This is a genomic window from Pseudarthrobacter humi (genome assembly GCF_024294965.1).
In the GTDB taxonomy this organism is placed as follows: Bacteria; Actinomycetota; Actinomycetes; order Actinomycetales; family Micrococcaceae; genus Arthrobacter; species Arthrobacter humi.
The window spans coordinates 235,347-251,811 of sequence record NZ_JANCLV010000004.1; the positions used below are offsets into that span (position 1 = coordinate 235,347).

Consider the following 16,465-nt stretch of genomic DNA (forward strand, 5'->3'; position numbering starts at 1 on the left):
TCCGATAAACCTTCTGGAATGGCGAGGCCCTCATGAACAACATCACCAAGAACCTGCCGCTGGTCAATGACGCCAGCCGCCGGAACTTCCTCAAGCTGACCGGGGCCATGGGCGCCGCCGCAGCATTCACCGCCTCGGTCGCCGCGTGCGGCAGCCCGGCAGCTACCACCACCGGCAGCTCGGCAGGCGCTGCGGCAGTCAACAAGGACCTCACCATCGAAGCGGGCATCTCCTACGCCCTCTCCACCGGCTTCGACCCGCTGAGCTCCTCGGGCGCCACGCCGATGGCCGCCAACCTGCACATCTTCGAAGGCCTCATCGAGCTGCACCCGGCCACCCGCGAGCCCTACAACGCGCTGGCGGCATCGGACCCCACGAAGGTCAACGACACCACCTACCAGGTGACCATCCGCGACGGCGCCAAGTTCCACGACGGCACCCCGGTTACCACCGAAGACGTGGCCTTCTCCTTCACCCGCGTGATGGACCCGGCGAACAAGTCCCTGTTCTCGCAGTTCATCCCGTTCATCAAGGAAGTCAAGCCCGTTGACGCCAAGACGGTCGAGTTCACCCTCAAGTACGCCTTCCCCGGCTTCGGCCCCCGCATCTCCGTGGTCAAGGTTGTCCCCAAGGCCTTGGCCACGGACCTCAAGGCCTTCGACGCCAAGCCCGTCGGCACCGGCCCCTACAAGCTCATCTCCGCCGCCAAGGACGACAAGATCGTCTTCGAAGCGTTCGCTGACTACAACGGCCCCAAGCCCGCACTGGCCAAGGGCATGACCTGGCTCCTGCTCTCCGACGCCGCAGCCCGCGTCACCGCCGTCCAGTCCGGCCGTGTCCAGGCCATCGAGGACGTTCCCTACCTCGACATCGACGGCCTCAAGTCCAAGGTGAAGGTCGAATCGGTCCAGTCCTTCGGCCTGATGTTCCTGATGTTCAACTGCAACAAGGCGCCGTTCAACAACAAGCTGGTCCGCCAGGCCCTGCACTACGGGCTGGACAAGGAGGCCATCATCAAGAAGGCCCTGTTCGGCAACGCCAAGGCCGCCAGCTCCTACTTCCAGGAAGGCCACCCGGACTACGTCAGGGCCAAGAACGTCTACGGCTACGACGCCGCGAAGGCCGCTGACCTCCTGAAGCAGGCCGGCGTCACCAGCCTCGAATTCGAACTGCTCACCACGGACACCGCCTGGGTCAAGGACGTTGCCCCGCTGATCCTCGAATCCTGGAACAAGATCCAGGGCGTGAAGGTCTCCGTGAAGAGCATCCAGTCCGGCGCCCTGTACACCGACCGCGTCGGTACGGGCGACTACTCAGTGGTCGCAGCCCCCGGCGACCCGTCGGTCTTCGGCAACGACGCGGACCTGCTCCTGAGCTGGTTCTACTCGGGCGCCACCTGGATGGAAAAGCGCGCCTACTGGACCGCCCCGGAACGTGCCAAGCTGCAGGAGCTCATGAACAAGGGCTCGCAGGCTGCCGCAGCAGACGCCAAGAAGATCACCGGCGAAATTGTGGACCTCGTCTCCGACGAAGTTCCCCTGTACCCGATCTTCCACCGCCAGCTGCCCTCCGCCTGGGACGACAAGAAGCTCAAGGGCTTCAAGCCGCTGCCCACCACCGGCATGTCGTTCATCGACGTCGGCCGCACCGCCTAAGCAGCCACCTTGCGTTGCGAGGCCTGCTCTGCGCCCCTGAAACCCCCGGGAGCACACAGAGCGGGCCTCACAACATTTTGAACTGCAGCACCCCAACAAACCGGAGAACAAATTGGTCACGATATTGCGTCTGCTTGGCCGCAGACTCGCAGCACTGCCATTGATGATCCTGGGCATCACCCTGCTCGTCTTCCTCGTCCTGCAGGCCGCTCCCGGCGACCAGGCAAGCTCCGCCCTCGGCGACGGCGCCAGCGAAGAAGCGAAGCAGCAGTACCGCCAGGAAAACGGCCTGAACGATCCGCTGGTCATCCAGTACTTCAGCTTCCTCGGCAAGCTGCTGCAGCTGGACCTCGGCGTCACCACCCCGCCGGCCAAGTCGGTGGCCTCCATGATCGGCTCCGCGTTCCCCCTGACGCTGCAGCTGACCTTCCTGGGCGTGCTGATCGCGATCGTCCTGTCCCTGACCTTCGGCATCCTCGGCGCCCTCTACCGCGACAAATGGCAGGACCAGCTGGTCCGCGTTTTCTCGATCGCCGCGATCGCCACGCCGTCGTTCTGGCTCGGCATCCTGCTGATCCAGTGGTTCGCCCTCGGCGCCAGCCCCCTGTTCCCCTCCGGGGGAATCGCGACGCCGGAATCCGGCTTCGGCGGCTGGCTCAACTCGATGGCCCTCCCGGCCCTGGCCCTCGGCATCCCGGTCTCCGCCTCGCTGATCCGGGTGGTCCGCACCTCGATGGTGGAGGAGCTGGACCGCGACTATGTCCGCACCGCCATCGGCAACGGCGTCCCCTACCGCGAAGTCGTCTCCAGGAACGTCCTCCGCAACGCCCTGGTGACCCCTGTGACCGTGCTGGGACTCCGCGTGGGCTACCTGCTCGGCGGCGCCGTCGTGATTGAAATGATCTTCGCCCTGCCCGGCATGGGCCAGCTGATCCTGAACGGCATCACCAACCTGGACGTCAACCTGGTCCAGGGCGTGGTGCTCACCATCTCGGTCACCTTCGTTCTGGTGAACATCGTGGTGGACCTCCTGTACCTGCTCATCAACCCCCGAATCAGGACGGTATAGCTCATGCGTAGCAAGCTTGCTGAACGGCTGAGTGCCCCGGGCCTCCGTTTCAAGGCCCTCCCCTGGGGCTCCCGCATCGCCCTCCTCTTCCTCATCATGATCGTCCTCTCCGCCGTGTTCGCGCCGGTCATCGCGCCGCACGATCCGCTGGAAACCTTCATCCCCGCCACCCCGCCGGGCGCCGAGCACTTCTTCGGCACCGACCGCCTGGGCCGCGACATCTTCTCCCGCCTGCTCTTCGGCGCCCAGTCCTCGCTGATGATCGGCCTCGGCGCCGTGATCCTGGCCATCCTGGCGGGCGCCCTGCTGGGTTCCTTCGCCGCGACATCCAGCAAGGCCGTCAACGAACTGATCATGCGCCTCATGGACATCCTGATGGCGTTCCCGGGTATCGCCCTGGCCGCAGTGCTGCTGGCCGCGTTCGGCAACTCGGTTCCCACCATCATCATCGCGATCGCCATCATCTACACCCCGCAGCTGGCCCGCGTGGTCCGCGCCAACGTGCTCTCCCAGTACGGCGAAGACTACGTCCGCGCCGAGCGTGTGATCGGCGCAGGCCGCTTCTACATCCTGCTCAAGCACATCGTCCGCAACACCGCCGCCCCCGTGCTGGTGTTCGCCACGGTGATGGTGGCCGATGCCATCATCCTCGAAGCCTCGCTGTCCTTCCTCGGCGCCGGCGTCCAGGACCCCGCACCGTCGTGGGGCAACGTGATCTCCTACGGCCGCAACCTGGTCCTGTCCGGCGGCTGGTGGGCCACCACGTTCGCCGGTGTGACCATCCTGCTCACCGTTCTCTCGCTGAACATCCTCGCCGAGGGCCTCACCGATGCCATGGTGAACCCGAAACTGCGCAAGGCACCTGCAGTAAAGGATGACGACGGCGCATCGGCCGTTGTGTCCGGCGCTGCGGTGGGTGCCGCCGTCGATACCGAAATCGCCACCTCAGTGGCCCAGCCGTCAGTGGTGGAGGAGCACGAGCTCGACGGCGTGCGCGCTGCCTTCGGCGACGTCCTCACCGAGGAGCACTACAACGAGGCAGCCATCCTCTCCGATCCGAAGCTGGCCGCGGCGAACCCGCACGTGCTGCTGGACAAGGAACTGGAACTGCTATCCGCCATCGAGGCCACGCGCACCGACCGCCTCCCGCAGGTCCCGGCCGGCGCCCGCAACGTCCTGGAGGTCAGGAACCTGTCCATCCGCTTCCCGGGCCGCTTCGGCGACACCGCGATTGTGGACAACGTTTCCTTCACGGTCCGCGAAGGCGAAACCATGGGCCTGGTGGGCGAATCCGGCTGCGGCAAGTCCATCACGTCCCTCGCCGTCATGGGCCTGCTGCCCAAGACCGCGCAGGTCACCGGTTCCATCACGTTCGACGGCAAGGAACTGCTGGATCCGGCCACCAGCCACAGCAGCATCAAGGCCTACGAAGGCCTGCGCGGCCAGCAGATCGCCATGGTCTACCAGGATGCCCTGAGCTCCCTGAACCCGTCCATGAAGATCAAGGACCAGATGGAGCAGCTGACCAAGCGCGGCGGCCGCAAGACCCCCACCGAGCTGCTGGAACTGGTCAAGCTCGATCCTGTGCGGACGCTCGCCAGCTACCCGCACGAGCTCTCCGGCGGCCAGCGCCAGCGCGTCCTGATCGCCATGGCCCTGTCCCGTTCGCCGAAGATCGTGGTTGCCGATGAGCCCACCACCGCCCTGGACGTCACCGTTCAGAAACAGGTAGTGGACCTGCTCAACGAACTGCGCGAACAGCTCGGGTTCGCCATGGTCTTCGTCAGCCACGACCTAGCCCTGGTGGCCTCCCTGGCCCACCGCATCACCGTGATGTACGCCGGCCAGGTGGTGGAATCCGCGCAGGCTTCGGAGCTGCTGCAGAACCCCAAGCACGAGTACACCCGCGGCCTGCTCGGCGCCGTCCTCTCCATCGAGGCCGACGCCGTCCGCCTGCACCAGATCCCCGGCACCGTCCCGTCCCCGCGCGACTTCGCCCCGGGTGACCGCTTCGCCCCGCGTTCACTGCGGTCCGACGCCGACCCCAACCAGCAGCTGGTGCTGACGTCAGTAGGAGCCGCCGCTGGCGGGGATGCTGACCACTACTGGGCGAGCCACCTGAAGGAGGATGCAAAGTGAGTGTTTCCACCGGCAAGCCGGTCATTGAGCTCAAGGACGTCAAGGTCTACCACCACGCACGTGGTGGCGGGCTCTTCCGCCCGAACATCGTCAAGGCGGTCGACGGCGTCGACTTCAGCATCAGCCGCGGCGAAACCGTGGGCATCGTGGGTGAGTCCGGCTGCGGCAAGTCCACCCTCGCGTCAGTGCTTGTGGGACTGCAGGCGCCGACGTCGGGCGAGGTGCTGTTCCACGGCAAGCCCGCCATCAAGCGGAACGCGGCCATGCGCAAGGAATTCGGCCGCTCCGTGTCCGTGGTCTTCCAGGACCCGGCCACGGCACTGAACCCGCGCATGACCGTCCAGGACATCCTCACCGACCCCCTCCAGATCCACGGCATCGGCACTGCGGCAACGCGCGCGGCGAAGGTCAAGGAACTGCTGGCCCTGGTGGGCCTGCCGCAGTCCGCGGCCGAGGTCACGCCGTCGCAGGTTTCCGGCGGCCAGCGCCAGCGTGTGGCAATCGCCCGCGCCCTGGCACTGGACCCGGACATCATCGTGGCGGACGAGCCGACGTCGGCCCTGGACGTCTCCGTCCGCGCCCAGGTGCTGAACCTGCTCTCGGACCTGAAGACCCAGCTGAACCTCGGCATGGTGTTCATCTCGCATGACATCCAGACCGTCCGGTACGTCTCGGACCGGATTTGCGTTATGTACTTCGGCAAGATCGTCGAGCAGGGCACCGCCACCCAGGTCTTCGACAGCCCCACCAATGACTACACCAAGAAGCTCCTGGGCGCCGCCCCGAGCCTGCTCCACATCTAGCTTGCCCTCAGAAATTTTCGTCTAACCATCAATATTTGGAGAACTCTGTGACCACCGTCGCTTCCCGTTTCCAGGGCGTCATTCCGCCCGTCGTAACCCCCCGCACCGCCGATGGCGCCATCGACGTACCGTCGCTGGAAAACGTCACCAAGCACCTGCTCGACGGCGGCGTCAGCGGCCTGTTTGTGCTGGGATCCTCCGGCGAGGTCACCCACATGACCAACACAGAACGCGACCTCGTCGTGCAGACCGTGGCAGGCGTGAACGCCGGCCAGGTGCCGCTGATCGTGGGCGCCGTAGAGCAGACCACCAACCGCGTCATCGAAGAAGCGAACCGTGTCATCGCGCTGGGCGCCGACTCGATCGTGGCCACCAGCCTGTACTACGCCATCTCCAACGCCCAGGAGAACGGTACGCATTTCCGCTCCATCGCCGCCGCCGTCGACGTTCCCGTCTTCGCCTACGATGTGCCGGTGCGCACCCACTTCAAGCTGCCCACCGACCTCCTGGTCGAACTGGGCCGCGACGGCGTCATTGCCGGCGTGAAGGACTCCTCCGGCGACGACGTCTCGTTCCGCCAGCTGCTAATCGCAGCCAAGGAGATCCCGAACTTCGACATCTTCACCGGCCACGAAGTGGTTGTGGACGGCGCCCTCCTGGGCGGCGCCCAGGGTGTTGTTCCGGGCCTCGGCAACGTTGACCCGGCCGGCTACCGCCGCCTCTACGACGCCGCTGTTGCCGGTGACTGGGCCACGGCCGCCGCCGAGCAGGACCGCCTGGCCGACGTCTTCGAAATCGTCTACACCCCCAAGGCCGGCCGCATGTCCGGCAACGCCGCGGGCCTGGGCGCCTTCAAGACCGCCCTGCAGCTCATGGGCATCATCAAGACGAACGTCATGAGCGCCCCCATGCTCTCCCTGGACGAGGACGAGACCAAGGCAATCCGCGCCATCCTGGAACGCAACGGGCTGATGTAGTCTTCGCGGCCGGCGGCTGACATTTTCCGGCTGCTGCGCTCGTTCCTCACGCAACAACGCAGCCTACAAAAATGTCACCCGTCGGCCGCCTGCATAACCACGCCGGTGATCGAGCCTGTCGAGATCCCTTGTTAGGAAGAGAATGATGTACGCGATCGGTGTTGACCTTGGGGGTACCAAGACTGCTGCCGGGGTTGTTTCCGGGGATGGGGAGGTCTTGTTTTCGGAGACCGTTCCTACCCTGAACCGGGATGGTGGGGACGCCATTCTCGATGCGACGGCGGCGCTGGTTTCTTCGCTCCTTGTCCGGGCTCAGGCAGCGGGCCTTGACGTTGTGGGGGTTGGTGTTGGTTCAGCTGGCGTTATCGATGCCGGGCGCGGTGTTGTGGTGTCCGCTACCGATGCCATCCTCGGGTGGGTCGGGACCGAGCTGACCGCAGGGTTGGCCGCCCGGCTTGGCCTGGCGCCGGAGGCTGTCCAGGCCGTGAACGATGTCCATGCGCACGCCCTGGGCGAGTCGTGGACGGGTTCCGCCGCAGGAACCTCAAGCTCGCTCCTGGTGGCCTTCGGCACCGGCGTCGGCGGCAGTTTTGTCCTGGCCGGGCACCCGGTCCTCGGACACCGCTACGCGGGCGGACACGTGGGCCATTTCGCTTCCCCCTATGCGTTCCACGAGGGCAAGCCTGTGCCCTGCGTCTGCGGCGGCGCCGGGCATGTTGAGGCCATCGCCTCCGGGCCCGCCATCCACGAGGCGTACGTGCGCCTGGGCGGCAACGAGCCGGTGATGGACGCCCGCGGCGTCTTTGCCCTTGCCGGCGCCAGCGACGCCATAGCCATCCAGGCGGTGGGTATGGGCGCCGCCGCGGCCGGCCAGGCCGTGGGCGGACTCGCCAACATCCTGGACCCCGAAGTGGTGGTGGTTTCCGGCGGGCTCTCCGACGCCGGCGCGCCCTGGTGGCGTCCCATGGAACGCGCCCTTCGCGCCGAGCTCCTGCCGGCACTGCTCGGCCTCCCCGTCCTGCCCGCTAAACTCGGCAACGCAGCAGCAATGGTGGGCGCCGCGCGACTGGTCCTCACCACAGACTCTTAATCCACACCGCCACATATCCAGAGGAACCGACCGTGATCCTGACTCCCGAAGCCCTTGAAGCCCTGCGCGGACAACTCATCGTCTCCTGCCAGGCGTATCCGGGCGAGCCGCTGCGGGACCCGCGCACCACGGCGCAGTTTGCGGCTTCGGCGGTGATTGGCGGCGCTGCTGCTGTCCGCGTCCAGGGCCTTTCCGATGTGCAGTTCACCCGTGCAGCGGTGGAGGTTCCGGTGATCGGGCTCTGGAAGGACGGTCACGACGGCGTCTTCATCACTCCCACACTCCGCCACGCCCTCGCGGTGGCCAACGCGGGCGCCCATGTGGTGGCCATCGACGGCACGCGCCGGGAACGTCCGGACGGCCTGACCCTGGCCAAGACGGTGGCGGGCATCCACCAGGATTCCCACGCCTTGGTGATGGCGGACTGCGGCTCGTTCGACGACGCCGCTGCCGCCGTCGAGGCCGGGGCCGACCTGCTCGGTACCACGCTGTCCGGTTACTCCGGCGAGCGCCCCAAGACGCAGGGCCCCGACCTGGAACTGCTGGAGCAGATCGCCGCGGCCGGCTTCGGCGTGCCCCTCATCGCCGAAGGCCGCCTCCACTCCCCCGCCCAGGCCCGCCAGTGCCTCGACGCCGGCGCGTTCGCCGTCGTCGTCGGTACCGCAATCACGCACCCGGCCACCATCACCGGCTGGTTCGCGGAGGCCCTGAAGTGAACTACCTGCTGGCCGGCACGGTCCTGACCGACGGTTCGGTCCAGGACGACGCAGTGGTGGCCGTCGCGGACGGCCGCATCGCGTTTGTGGGGCCCCGCGCCGGCCTGGCTGAGGCCGCGCTCCCCAGCCTTGAAGAACTCGAACTGCCGCCGGGCAGCATGATCCTGCCCGGCCTCGTTGACCTGCACTGCCACGGGGCCGTGGGCGGCGACTTCCCCAGCGGCGACAGCGAGGCTGCCAGGACAGCCGTGGACTTCCTGCACCGCAGCGGCACCACCACGCTGCTCGCAAGCACGGTGACCGCGTCCCGCGAGGACCTGCTGCATGGCCTGGCAACCCTGCGGCAGCTCGCCGATGAAGGGCTCATCGCGGGCATCCACTCCGAGGGGCCGTTCCTGTCCCACGCGCGCTGCGGCGCCCAGGATCCGCGGTACCTGCGCGAGCCGGACCTCCCCCTGCTGGGCGAGCTGCTGGCCGCGGCCGGCGGCCACCTGCGGACCATGACGTACGCGCCCGAACTTCCCGGCGCCGACGCCGTGGTGCGTATGCTCGCCGAACACGGCGTCACGCCGTCGTTGGGCCACACTGACGCGGACGCCCGGACGACGGCGGCCTCCCTCACCGGAGCGGCGGAGCTGCTGGCGGCCTCCGGCCGGGGTAGCGTATCGCGCCCCACCGTCACACACCTCTTTAACGGCATGCCGCCGCTGCACCACCGCAGCCCCGGACCCGTCGCCGCGTGCCTCCGGCTGGCCGGAGCCGGCACGATTGCCGTGGAACTCATCGCCGACGGCGCCCATCTGGACCCCGAAACGGTCCGGATGGTCTTCGAGCTGGCGGGGCCCGAAAACGTGGTGCTGGTGACTGACTCCATGGCCGCCACCGGACTGCCCGACGGCGACTACGAGCTTGGCCCCGCCGCCGTCTCCGTCAGTGGTGCCGTGGCCCGGCTCAGCAACGGCACGCTCGCAGGCGGGACGGCCACCATGCTGGACGTTGTGCGGCGGACCATTAACGCCGGAGTGGAGCCGGCCGCGGCTGTTTTGTCAGCCACCGCAGTTCCGGCCGCCATCATCGGCCAGGGGCACGAAATCGGAAGCCTCCGCGCGGGCCTCCGTGCCGACGTCGTAGTGGTGGACCGCAACTTCCGCCGCGTCCTGGTCCTGCGCGAGGGGCGCACCCTGGGCCGCCCCGCCGTCGGGGTTTAGACGGCGCTGGGGTGCCTGGCACTCCGTGGTGACGAGGGCCCGGCGGTGAGGCGAGCGTGTTCATTGTTTACCTATGGGACACGGCAAGGCGGGTTCCCGGTCAAGAATTTCGCAATCGCACATCCGCCGCGCTGCGCGATTGGGCAATCGAACAGTGCCCTTTCCGCGGGCGGCGGCTAGCGTCTATAGGGCATGTGGCTCAGGTCACCCGCCGCCCAGCGTTGAACCTGACGGTCCGCCTATCGAAAGCCTCGTCACCATGAACACGGACACACAGCTGTCAAAAACACTCAAGCCGCGGCATCTCTCCATGATCGCGATCGCCGGCGTCATTGGCGCCGGGCTGTTCGTTGGCTCAGGAGCAGCGATTCAGCAAGCGGGCCCGGGCATCCTCCTGGCTTACGCGGCAGCCGGGCTCGTGGTCATCCTGGTCATGCGGATGCTCGGCGAAATGGCCGCGGCCAATCCGGAAACCGGGTCCTTTTCCGCTTACGCCGACAAAGCCCTGGGACGCTGGGCGGGGTTCAGCATCGGTTGGCTGTATGCCTGGTTCTGGATCATCGTCCTGGGAATCGAGGCGACCGCAGGCGCAGCCATTATGCACCGCTGGGTGCCTGGCATCGACCAATGGGTGTGGGCGCTGCTGCTCATGGTCCTTCTGACGCTGACCAACCTAGGCTCGGTGAAGTCCTACGGCGAGTTTGAGTTCTGGTTCGCGTCCATCAAAGTGACGGCCATCGTGCTTTTCCTGCTGTTCGGCATTGCCGCAATCCTCGGCCTTGTTCCCGGGGTTCCCGCCCCGGGAGTCAGTAACCTGCTTGAGAACGGCGGGTTCTTCCCGAACGGTCCAGGCGCCGTGCTGGCCGGCATCCTGGTGGTGGTGTTCTCCTTCTTCGGGGCCGAGATCGCCACGATCGCCGCCGGCGAGTCCGAAAATCCCGTTGACGCAGTCAAGAAGGCCGTCAAGTCCACCGTATGGCGCATCCTGGTCTTCTACATCGGGTCCATCGCCATCGTCGTAACCCTGCTGCCTTGGAACTCCGCCACCGTGGCCAAGAGCCCGTATGTGGCCGTCATTGAGCTGTTCGGCATTCCGGGTGCGGGAACCATCATGGATATCGTCGTGCTGACATCAGTCCTGTCCTGCCTGAATTCCGGCCTGTACACTGCAAGCCGCATGCTGTTCTCCCTCTCGCAGCGAGGCGACGCCCCGAAGTCCTGGACCAAGATCTCCAAGCGCGGCGTTCCGGCTGCGGCCGTGCTGTCATCCACCGTGGTCGGATTCATCACGGTCGGACTGAACTACGTTGCCCCGGACACGGTATTTCTCTTCCTGGTCAACACCTCCGGCGCCATCGCACTCTTCGTGTGGCTGGTCATCGCCGCCTCACAGCTCATCCTGCGCCGCCGCATGGGCGCAGCCACCAAGGACCTCGCCATGAAGATGTGGCTCTTCCCGCACCTGACCTGGGTCGCAATCGCCAGCATCGTCGCCCTACTCATCGGCATGCTGATCCTGGACGCAACCCGCGAATCGCTGCTGCTCTCCATGGCACTCGCCGCCGCCGTCGTCGGCATTGGCGTGTGGCGATACCGGAAGAACCTCAGCCCACACCAGCCCAACGACGTCAACGAACCCGAAGACACGTCGCTGCGCACTCCCGCCCTGTAGCCAGCAGCTGCGACGGCGACTCGTCCGGTGGCGCGTCGCGTGGGACCACTGGGCGAAGAACCCGGGTTCCGCGGCTACGCCCTCCCGCTGCTTCAGGCGTCCCGTCCGCCGCTGCTGTCCGCAGCCATTCTCGGCGCCCTCGTGGCCCTGTGGCACCTGCCGCTGGTGCTCTTTGGCGGGCTGAGCCTGATCGGCCTGCCGACGACGTTCGCCATCGCCTTCCTCTACGTGTGGCTTTTCAACCGCACAGGCGGCAGCGTCCTGCTGACGCTCCTGTTCCACAGCAGCCAGGGCACTTTCACGATGGGTTCCTTCGGCTTCACCGGTCCCGGCGCCGACCGCGCGGAGCTGATCTACTTCGGCGTCATCGTCCTCGCGGTTCTGGCCACTGTGGCGCTGGACCGCCGGGCCTGGCGCAAGGCACCCTGCCCGGCCACCGCCGTCGGGCGTTTCTCCTTCAGGAGGCGTCCCAGGTGAACGACGGCGGGCAACAGTCGCCCTGCGAACGGCGCCTCTGCACACGTCAAGACCCGGCCGCATCGCGCTAGACTTTCGGTTATGACCGGTGCCCCTGCCCGTCTTCTGGCCAGGCTCGTCGCCCTGACGATGCTCCTCACGGCGTGCGCGCCCGCGATCGGCTTCGTCGAGACCGCCACCGATCGACCGATAGCGACGTTGTCGGCCCGGCCAGCCGCCGGCGCCGTTACCCCCGCCCCTCACTGGACTCCGGCCCCCACGCCGACACCGGTTCCCACGCCACCGGCGGTGCCCCAGGCGTTTGCCCTCAACCTGTACCAGGAGGGGGACTTCGTGCCGCAGTACACCTTCGACTGGTGTGTTGCGGCGAGCATCCAGATCGCGCACAACCTCATCGATGACACGGGGGGCGGCACGTGGGCCGATCGCGCTCAGCAGGGCGACCTGTGGGAGAGGGCCCGGGCACGTTCGTCCAACTCGTTCAACGGTGCAAATCCGCTTGGTTGGGCAGAGGTGCTGACCGACGTCGGGATGGGGCCATACGTCGTTGTCAGCATCGCCGACTATGAGGACGCACTGCAAACGGCGGCGCGTGCCATCACCGAAACGGGCCGGCCGGTCGGGCTGGTCATGTGGAGCGGTCGCCACGCGTGGGTGATGAGCGGGTTTGAGTCGCTCGGCGATCCCGGCCAGTTCCCGGAGTTCTCGGTCACCGGCGTCCGGGTCCTGGATCCGCTCTACCCGCACGGCAGCGGGCAGTGGGGTCCATCGCCAGCGCCCAACAGCCTGCTCAGCCCCGAGCAGTTGGCGACGCAGTTCGTGGTCCGCGAGCCGCGACGCTGGAGCAGCGATCTGCCGGCGGGCTACCTGCTGGTGCTGCCGCAGGCCGCGGCCTGACCAGGCCTTTGTGCCCTGGGCTTACTTCAACCTGGCTTTAAGCTGCCTACTCGGGAGATAGGACGCTCCTGTCGGGGATTCGTTTCGATGGGAGGTCTATGTCTGGTGTTCAGGTGCATCCGGATGTCGCCATCGATGGGTCGACCGGACCTCTGCCTGCGGAGGAGTACAGCGACGTGCTGGTGGTCTGTGTGCGCGAGGATTTCCGAGTCGGAGCATTCGCTTTTCCGAAGGCAGCGCCGGAGGCAAGCGAGGGTTCCGAGTCTATCCGCCGTGGTCAGCACCACGAATCGGCAGGCGAAAAAATCCCAGCACTGGCAGTGTAATTACTCCTTCGAGATGGCTGACGGATCCGCCATCGATGCGCAGCGAGCCAGTCGACTCTTCGTTGTGGCCTAGACGGATTCGGCGACCGCTATTCGGGCGTCTCGTTCCGTTCTCTTTGGGCGAGCCTCTGGAGTTGCCATCGATGAACGTCGGGCAGCCAATCCAACGGGGCCCATGGACCGACCCGCGGGTCGTCGAGAACACCGCCGTCTCGCAGGGCCTGCACGTACGCGCGATCCTGTTTGAGACGTGCTTGTAGCTGCCCAGGTCCGCCGACCGAGCCGTGACCGGGGACGACGGCGTCAACGTCGTCGGGCAGGCTGTCAAAGAGCCGCAGCGCGCCGAGGTAGTCCACGATCGGATCCGCGGCCTCCAGGTCGAGGAATGGCATCAGGATGTCAGAAAGCATGTCGCCGGCGACGAGGACGCCGCGCTCTTCGATCAGCAGCGCCGCATGTCCTGGGGCATGGGCCTGATGCTCGATGATCCGGACCCTGGGGCCATCCCAAGGAATCTGCACAGTATCGGCGGGCAGACCGGTAATGAGACCGAGCAGTTCCATCGGGATATCCTCGGCGTACTCCGGCGGGAGCCCCTCGGCTATGCGGGCCTTCCAGTCCGCGTTCGACAGCAGATCCTGGATAGAGGCCGCGCAGCGGGCCGTACCGTAGCGGGGCGCGTCGCCGAAGTCCGCGTGCCAGAGGACGTGGTCCCAATGAGGATGCGTCGAGAAGCCTGCCACGACGGGCTGGCCCAACTCGCGGAGGTCGTTTGCGAGGGCCGCCATTTCGTCGCCCGTTATGCCGGGGTCGATGAGCAACACACCGTCCCGGCCCTGCACAACAACGGAATTACTCTGGATGAACTCGCTCTCGTGAACAAGAACGCCCTCAGCGACTTCCTTCAGCATGAATTGCCTTCCGCTTGCGGTTTGCAGCCCCTTCTCGAGACGGTATGAGCTGGCGGTAGTAGATTGCAAGCACTTTGGGCGAAGCAGCCCGGCCTCGGTTGGGGTGCCCGATCATCCGTGGCCGGTACAGGTCAGCCAGTGCGCATCGGACAGGTTCAGCAACGAGAAGGGCCCTGTCGCCCTGACGCTGGTGGAACCGTTGGTGGTGGAAGTCTCAGCCGACGTCGCCTGTCCGGGCGGTCATTCTGACATTCGCTGGGTTACCTGCGGGTCCGTCCCGAGTTGAATCCGGATGAGATTTCGCCACCCCTTTTATACCCCTGATTCCGGTCAAGTGAAGAGAGGTCAGAGGATGTAGCAGGACCTGGAATTTCCGGGTCACGGCGATGCTTTTCCTATCCACCATTGACCTTCTTGCGGTTCGCTTCTATGCGGCGTTCTATGGCGGAGCGACTATAGCGCCATTACGACAACCCCCGGGGTCTTTGAGACCCAAGGAAACCGGGTAGTGCCGCCCAAAAGACAGGTACCGTCCACTGGTGACCCACGTGTGAGACAAAGATTATAGTTTGCCCATTCACCAGACGTACCAAATGGGCCCCAGACCCCAAGGAGTGTCATGGCTAATCCATCTGTAAAGCGCAGGGCGTTAGTGCTGCTGTCAGTCGCCGGACTGATTCTCGCAGGAACTCCCATTGCTTCAGCTCATCCCAGCGACGACGGCGCGGTGTCGGTTGACGACGGCGCCCGCGACGCCCACCAGCACGGCACCACGGCTGGTCATTTGCCGGCTACTCAGTCCAACGTCGACCTCATCTCCAAACTGAAATTGAAGAACGCAGTCCCGGAGAAGATCGCCGATGTCGGTGTTTTCAATAACTACGCCTACCTCGCCTCGTGGGGTGTCGTCGACTGCAAGTACAACGGCGTGCACGTCGTGAACATCAAGGACCCCGCGAACCCGAAGGAGGTTGCCTTTATTCAGTCGAAGGAGGGCAGCTACCCGGGCGAGGGAATCCAGGCCCTGCATGTGGACACGCCTTCCTTTACCGGCGATCTGCTGGTCAGTAACAACGAGAAGTGCAAGGCCAGTGCAGGCTTCGGCGGCATGAACCTCTATGACGTGACGAACCCTGAGCACCCCACGCCACTGGCTGAGGGCGTCGGTGACTCCACGGTCAACGGTCAGGGCAAGAAGGCGGCCAACGAAATCCACAGCGTCTTTGCGTGGGATGCCGGTGACAAGGCCTACGCAGTCATCGTGGACAACCAAGAGGGCTCCGACGTCGACATCATGGACATCACCGACCCGAAGAAGGCCTTCCTCACGGCCGAGTATGATCTGGATCAGCTGTTCCCGCAGATCCTGCAGAGCGCTCCGTCGAACCTGACCGAGGTATTCCTGCACGACATGATCGTGAAGGAGATCGGCGGCAAGCAGGTCATGCTCCTGTCCTACTGGGATGCCGGCTACGTGGCTGTCGACATGAGCGACGTGCACAATCCCGTCTACCTCGGCGACACGGACTTCACCAACCCGGACCCGGAGCTCCTGGAGTCGACCGGCCTGTCGGAGAAGCCTGAAGGCAACGGTCACCAAGCCGAGTTCACCCTTGACAACAAATATGTAATCGGGGCCGACGAGGATTTCTCGCCCAACTCGGCAGAGGGGTTCACGGACGACACCGCGACTACGTATCAGGCCGCGCAAGGCAGTGACACTCCGCAATTGCAGGGCGGTCAGTCGCTGACTGGCGACGCAGTCTACGTGGGTCGGGCATGTATAGGTGATGCTGCTGTTCCAACTGCTCCGACTACGGCGAGCGGCAAGCAGATCGCTATCGTCACCCGTGGCCTCTGCACGTTCACGGAGAAAGCTTCGAGCGTGGACGCGGCACTTGGCTACGAGGGCATGGTAGTGGTCAACCGTGAAGGCTCCGACGGCTGCGGCCTGTTCGGAATGAACATAGCCGGCAACACTCCGGCGTTCTCGGTGGACCGCAAGACAGGATTCGGCTTCTTCGACAAGGAGGCCTCCTATGACAACGCGGCCTGCCTGGCTGGCGCGGCCAGTGAGATTCCTGGCGTGAGCCTTGGAGCGATCGGCGACGTGGTAACTGTCCGGGCGATCTTTGACGGGTGGGGCTACGTGCATCTCTTCGACAATTCGGCGGGGAAGATGGCCGAGCTGGACACCTACGCCATCCCTGAAGCCCATGATCCGGCCTATGCGGAGGGTTTCGGTGATCTTTCGGTGCACGAGGTGGCCACATCGCACCAGCGGGCTGACTTGGCGTACTTCTCCTACTACTCCGGAGGTTTCCGGGTGGCAAAGATCGTCAACGACAAGCTGGTCGAGACCGGCCGCTTCATCGACGCGGAAGGAAATAACTTCTGGGGCGTCCAGGTATTCGAGAAGGACGGGATCGAATACGTTGCCGCAAGCGACCGCGATCACGGGCTCTACATCTTCCGGTACACCGGACCCTGAGCCAAGCACTAGCGAGGAGGCGAGGAGGCGAGGA

13 protein-coding genes are annotated in these 16,465 nt (G+C 65.6%); 12 read left to right on the forward strand and 1 reads right to left on the reverse strand.

Going from position 1 to position 16,465, the window contains the following annotated elements:
* Window positions 1-32 precede the first annotated feature (32 nt).
* From NFC73_RS08315 to NFC73_RS08365, 11 genes are all read left to right on the forward strand, one after another.
* Entirely contained in the window at window positions 33-1,655 is a 1,623-nt protein-coding gene (locus tag NFC73_RS08315; RefSeq protein WP_254749212.1) for an ABC transporter substrate-binding protein, read from the forward strand.
* Window positions 1,656-1,767: 112 nt separating this feature from the next.
* Window positions 1,768-2,724 (forward strand): ABC transporter permease, encoded by a 957-nt coding sequence (locus NFC73_RS08320; protein WP_256548739.1) that lies wholly within the window; start codon window positions 1,768-1,770, stop codon window positions 2,722-2,724.
* Window positions 2,725-2,727: 3 nt separating this feature from the next.
* A complete protein-coding gene (locus NFC73_RS08325) occupies window positions 2,728-4,863 on the forward strand; it encodes a dipeptide/oligopeptide/nickel ABC transporter permease/ATP-binding protein (protein ID WP_254749213.1) in 2,136 nt (711 codons plus the stop codon).
* Window positions 4,860-5,666: an ATP-binding cassette domain-containing protein gene (locus tag NFC73_RS08330; protein ID WP_254749214.1), complete on the forward strand. Its 807-nt coding sequence runs from the start codon at window positions 4,860-4,862 to the stop codon at window positions 5,664-5,666. The genes NFC73_RS08325 and NFC73_RS08330 overlap by 4 nt, the downstream gene beginning before the upstream one ends.
* Window positions 5,667-5,713: 47 nt before the next feature.
* Entirely contained in the window at window positions 5,714-6,643 is a 930-nt protein-coding gene (locus tag NFC73_RS08335) for a dihydrodipicolinate synthase family protein (protein ID WP_254749215.1), read from the forward strand.
* A gap of 142 nt (window positions 6,644-6,785) precedes the next feature.
* Window positions 6,786-7,733 carry an ROK family protein gene (locus NFC73_RS08340; RefSeq protein ID WP_254749216.1) on the forward strand — a complete coding sequence of 316 codons (948 nt, stop codon included), beginning with the start codon at window positions 6,786-6,788 and terminating at the stop codon, window positions 7,731-7,733.
* Window positions 7,734-7,765: 32 nt separating this feature from the next.
* On the forward strand, window positions 7,766-8,449 hold the full coding sequence (locus NFC73_RS08345) for an N-acetylmannosamine-6-phosphate 2-epimerase (protein ID WP_254749217.1): 684 nt from the start codon (window positions 7,766-7,768) through the stop codon (window positions 8,447-8,449).
* Complete coding sequence (nagA, locus tag NFC73_RS08350; protein ID WP_254749218.1) at window positions 8,446-9,657, forward strand: N-acetylglucosamine-6-phosphate deacetylase; 1,212 nt, start codon at window positions 8,446-8,448, stop codon at window positions 9,655-9,657. Before NFC73_RS08345 ends, nagA begins: the two co-directional genes overlap by 4 nt.
* 259 nt (window positions 9,658-9,916) lie before the next feature.
* A complete protein-coding gene (locus NFC73_RS08355) occupies window positions 9,917-11,329 on the forward strand; it encodes an amino acid permease (RefSeq protein ID WP_254749219.1) in 1,413 nt (470 codons plus the stop codon).
* A gap of 39 nt (window positions 11,330-11,368) precedes the next feature.
* On the forward strand, window positions 11,369-11,806 hold the full coding sequence (locus NFC73_RS08360; RefSeq protein ID WP_254749220.1) for a CPBP family intramembrane glutamic endopeptidase: 438 nt from the start codon (window positions 11,369-11,371) through the stop codon (window positions 11,804-11,806).
* Between the two features lie 81 nt (window positions 11,807-11,887).
* Entirely contained in the window at window positions 11,888-12,703 is an 816-nt protein-coding gene (locus NFC73_RS08365; RefSeq protein ID WP_254749221.1) for a hypothetical protein, read from the forward strand.
* A gap of 415 nt (window positions 12,704-13,118) precedes the next feature.
* On the opposite strand, the gene NFC73_RS08370 is transcribed toward NFC73_RS08365, so the two are convergent.
* Window positions 13,119-13,940 (reverse strand): MBL fold metallo-hydrolase, encoded by an 822-nt coding sequence (locus NFC73_RS08370; protein WP_254749223.1) that lies wholly within the window; start codon window positions 13,938-13,940, stop codon window positions 13,119-13,121.
* Window positions 13,941-14,559: 619 nt separating this feature from the next.
* Between NFC73_RS08370 and NFC73_RS08375 the strand changes: the two genes are divergently transcribed.
* Complete coding sequence (locus NFC73_RS08375; RefSeq protein ID WP_254749225.1) at window positions 14,560-16,431, forward strand: PA domain-containing protein; 1,872 nt, start codon at window positions 14,560-14,562, stop codon at window positions 16,429-16,431.
* The last annotated feature ends 34 nt before the right edge of the window (window positions 16,432-16,465 follow it).

Bases quoted from the DNA above. Each gene is read 5' to 3' on its own strand.
- NFC73_RS08315 (WP_254749212.1), top strand. From the start codon at position 33: ATGAACAACATCACCAAGAACCTGCCGCTGGTCAATGACGCCAGCCGC.
- NFC73_RS08325 (WP_254749213.1), top strand. From the start codon at position 2,728: ATGCGTAGCAAGCTTGCTGAACGGCTGAGTGCCCCGGGCCTCCGTTTC.
- NFC73_RS08340 (WP_254749216.1), top strand. From the start codon at position 6,786: ATGATGTACGCGATCGGTGTTGACCTTGGGGGTACCAAGACTGCTGCC.
- NFC73_RS08355 (WP_254749219.1), top strand. From the start codon at position 9,917: ATGAACACGGACACACAGCTGTCAAAAACACTCAAGCCGCGGCATCTC.
- NFC73_RS08365 (WP_254749221.1), top strand. From the start codon at position 11,888: ATGACCGGTGCCCCTGCCCGTCTTCTGGCCAGGCTCGTCGCCCTGACG.
- NFC73_RS08370 (WP_254749223.1), bottom strand. From the start codon at position 13,940: ATGCTGAAGGAAGTCGCTGAGGGCGTTCTTGTTCACGAGAGCGAGTTC.
- NFC73_RS08375 (WP_254749225.1), top strand. From the start codon at position 14,560: ATGGCTAATCCATCTGTAAAGCGCAGGGCGTTAGTGCTGCTGTCAGTC.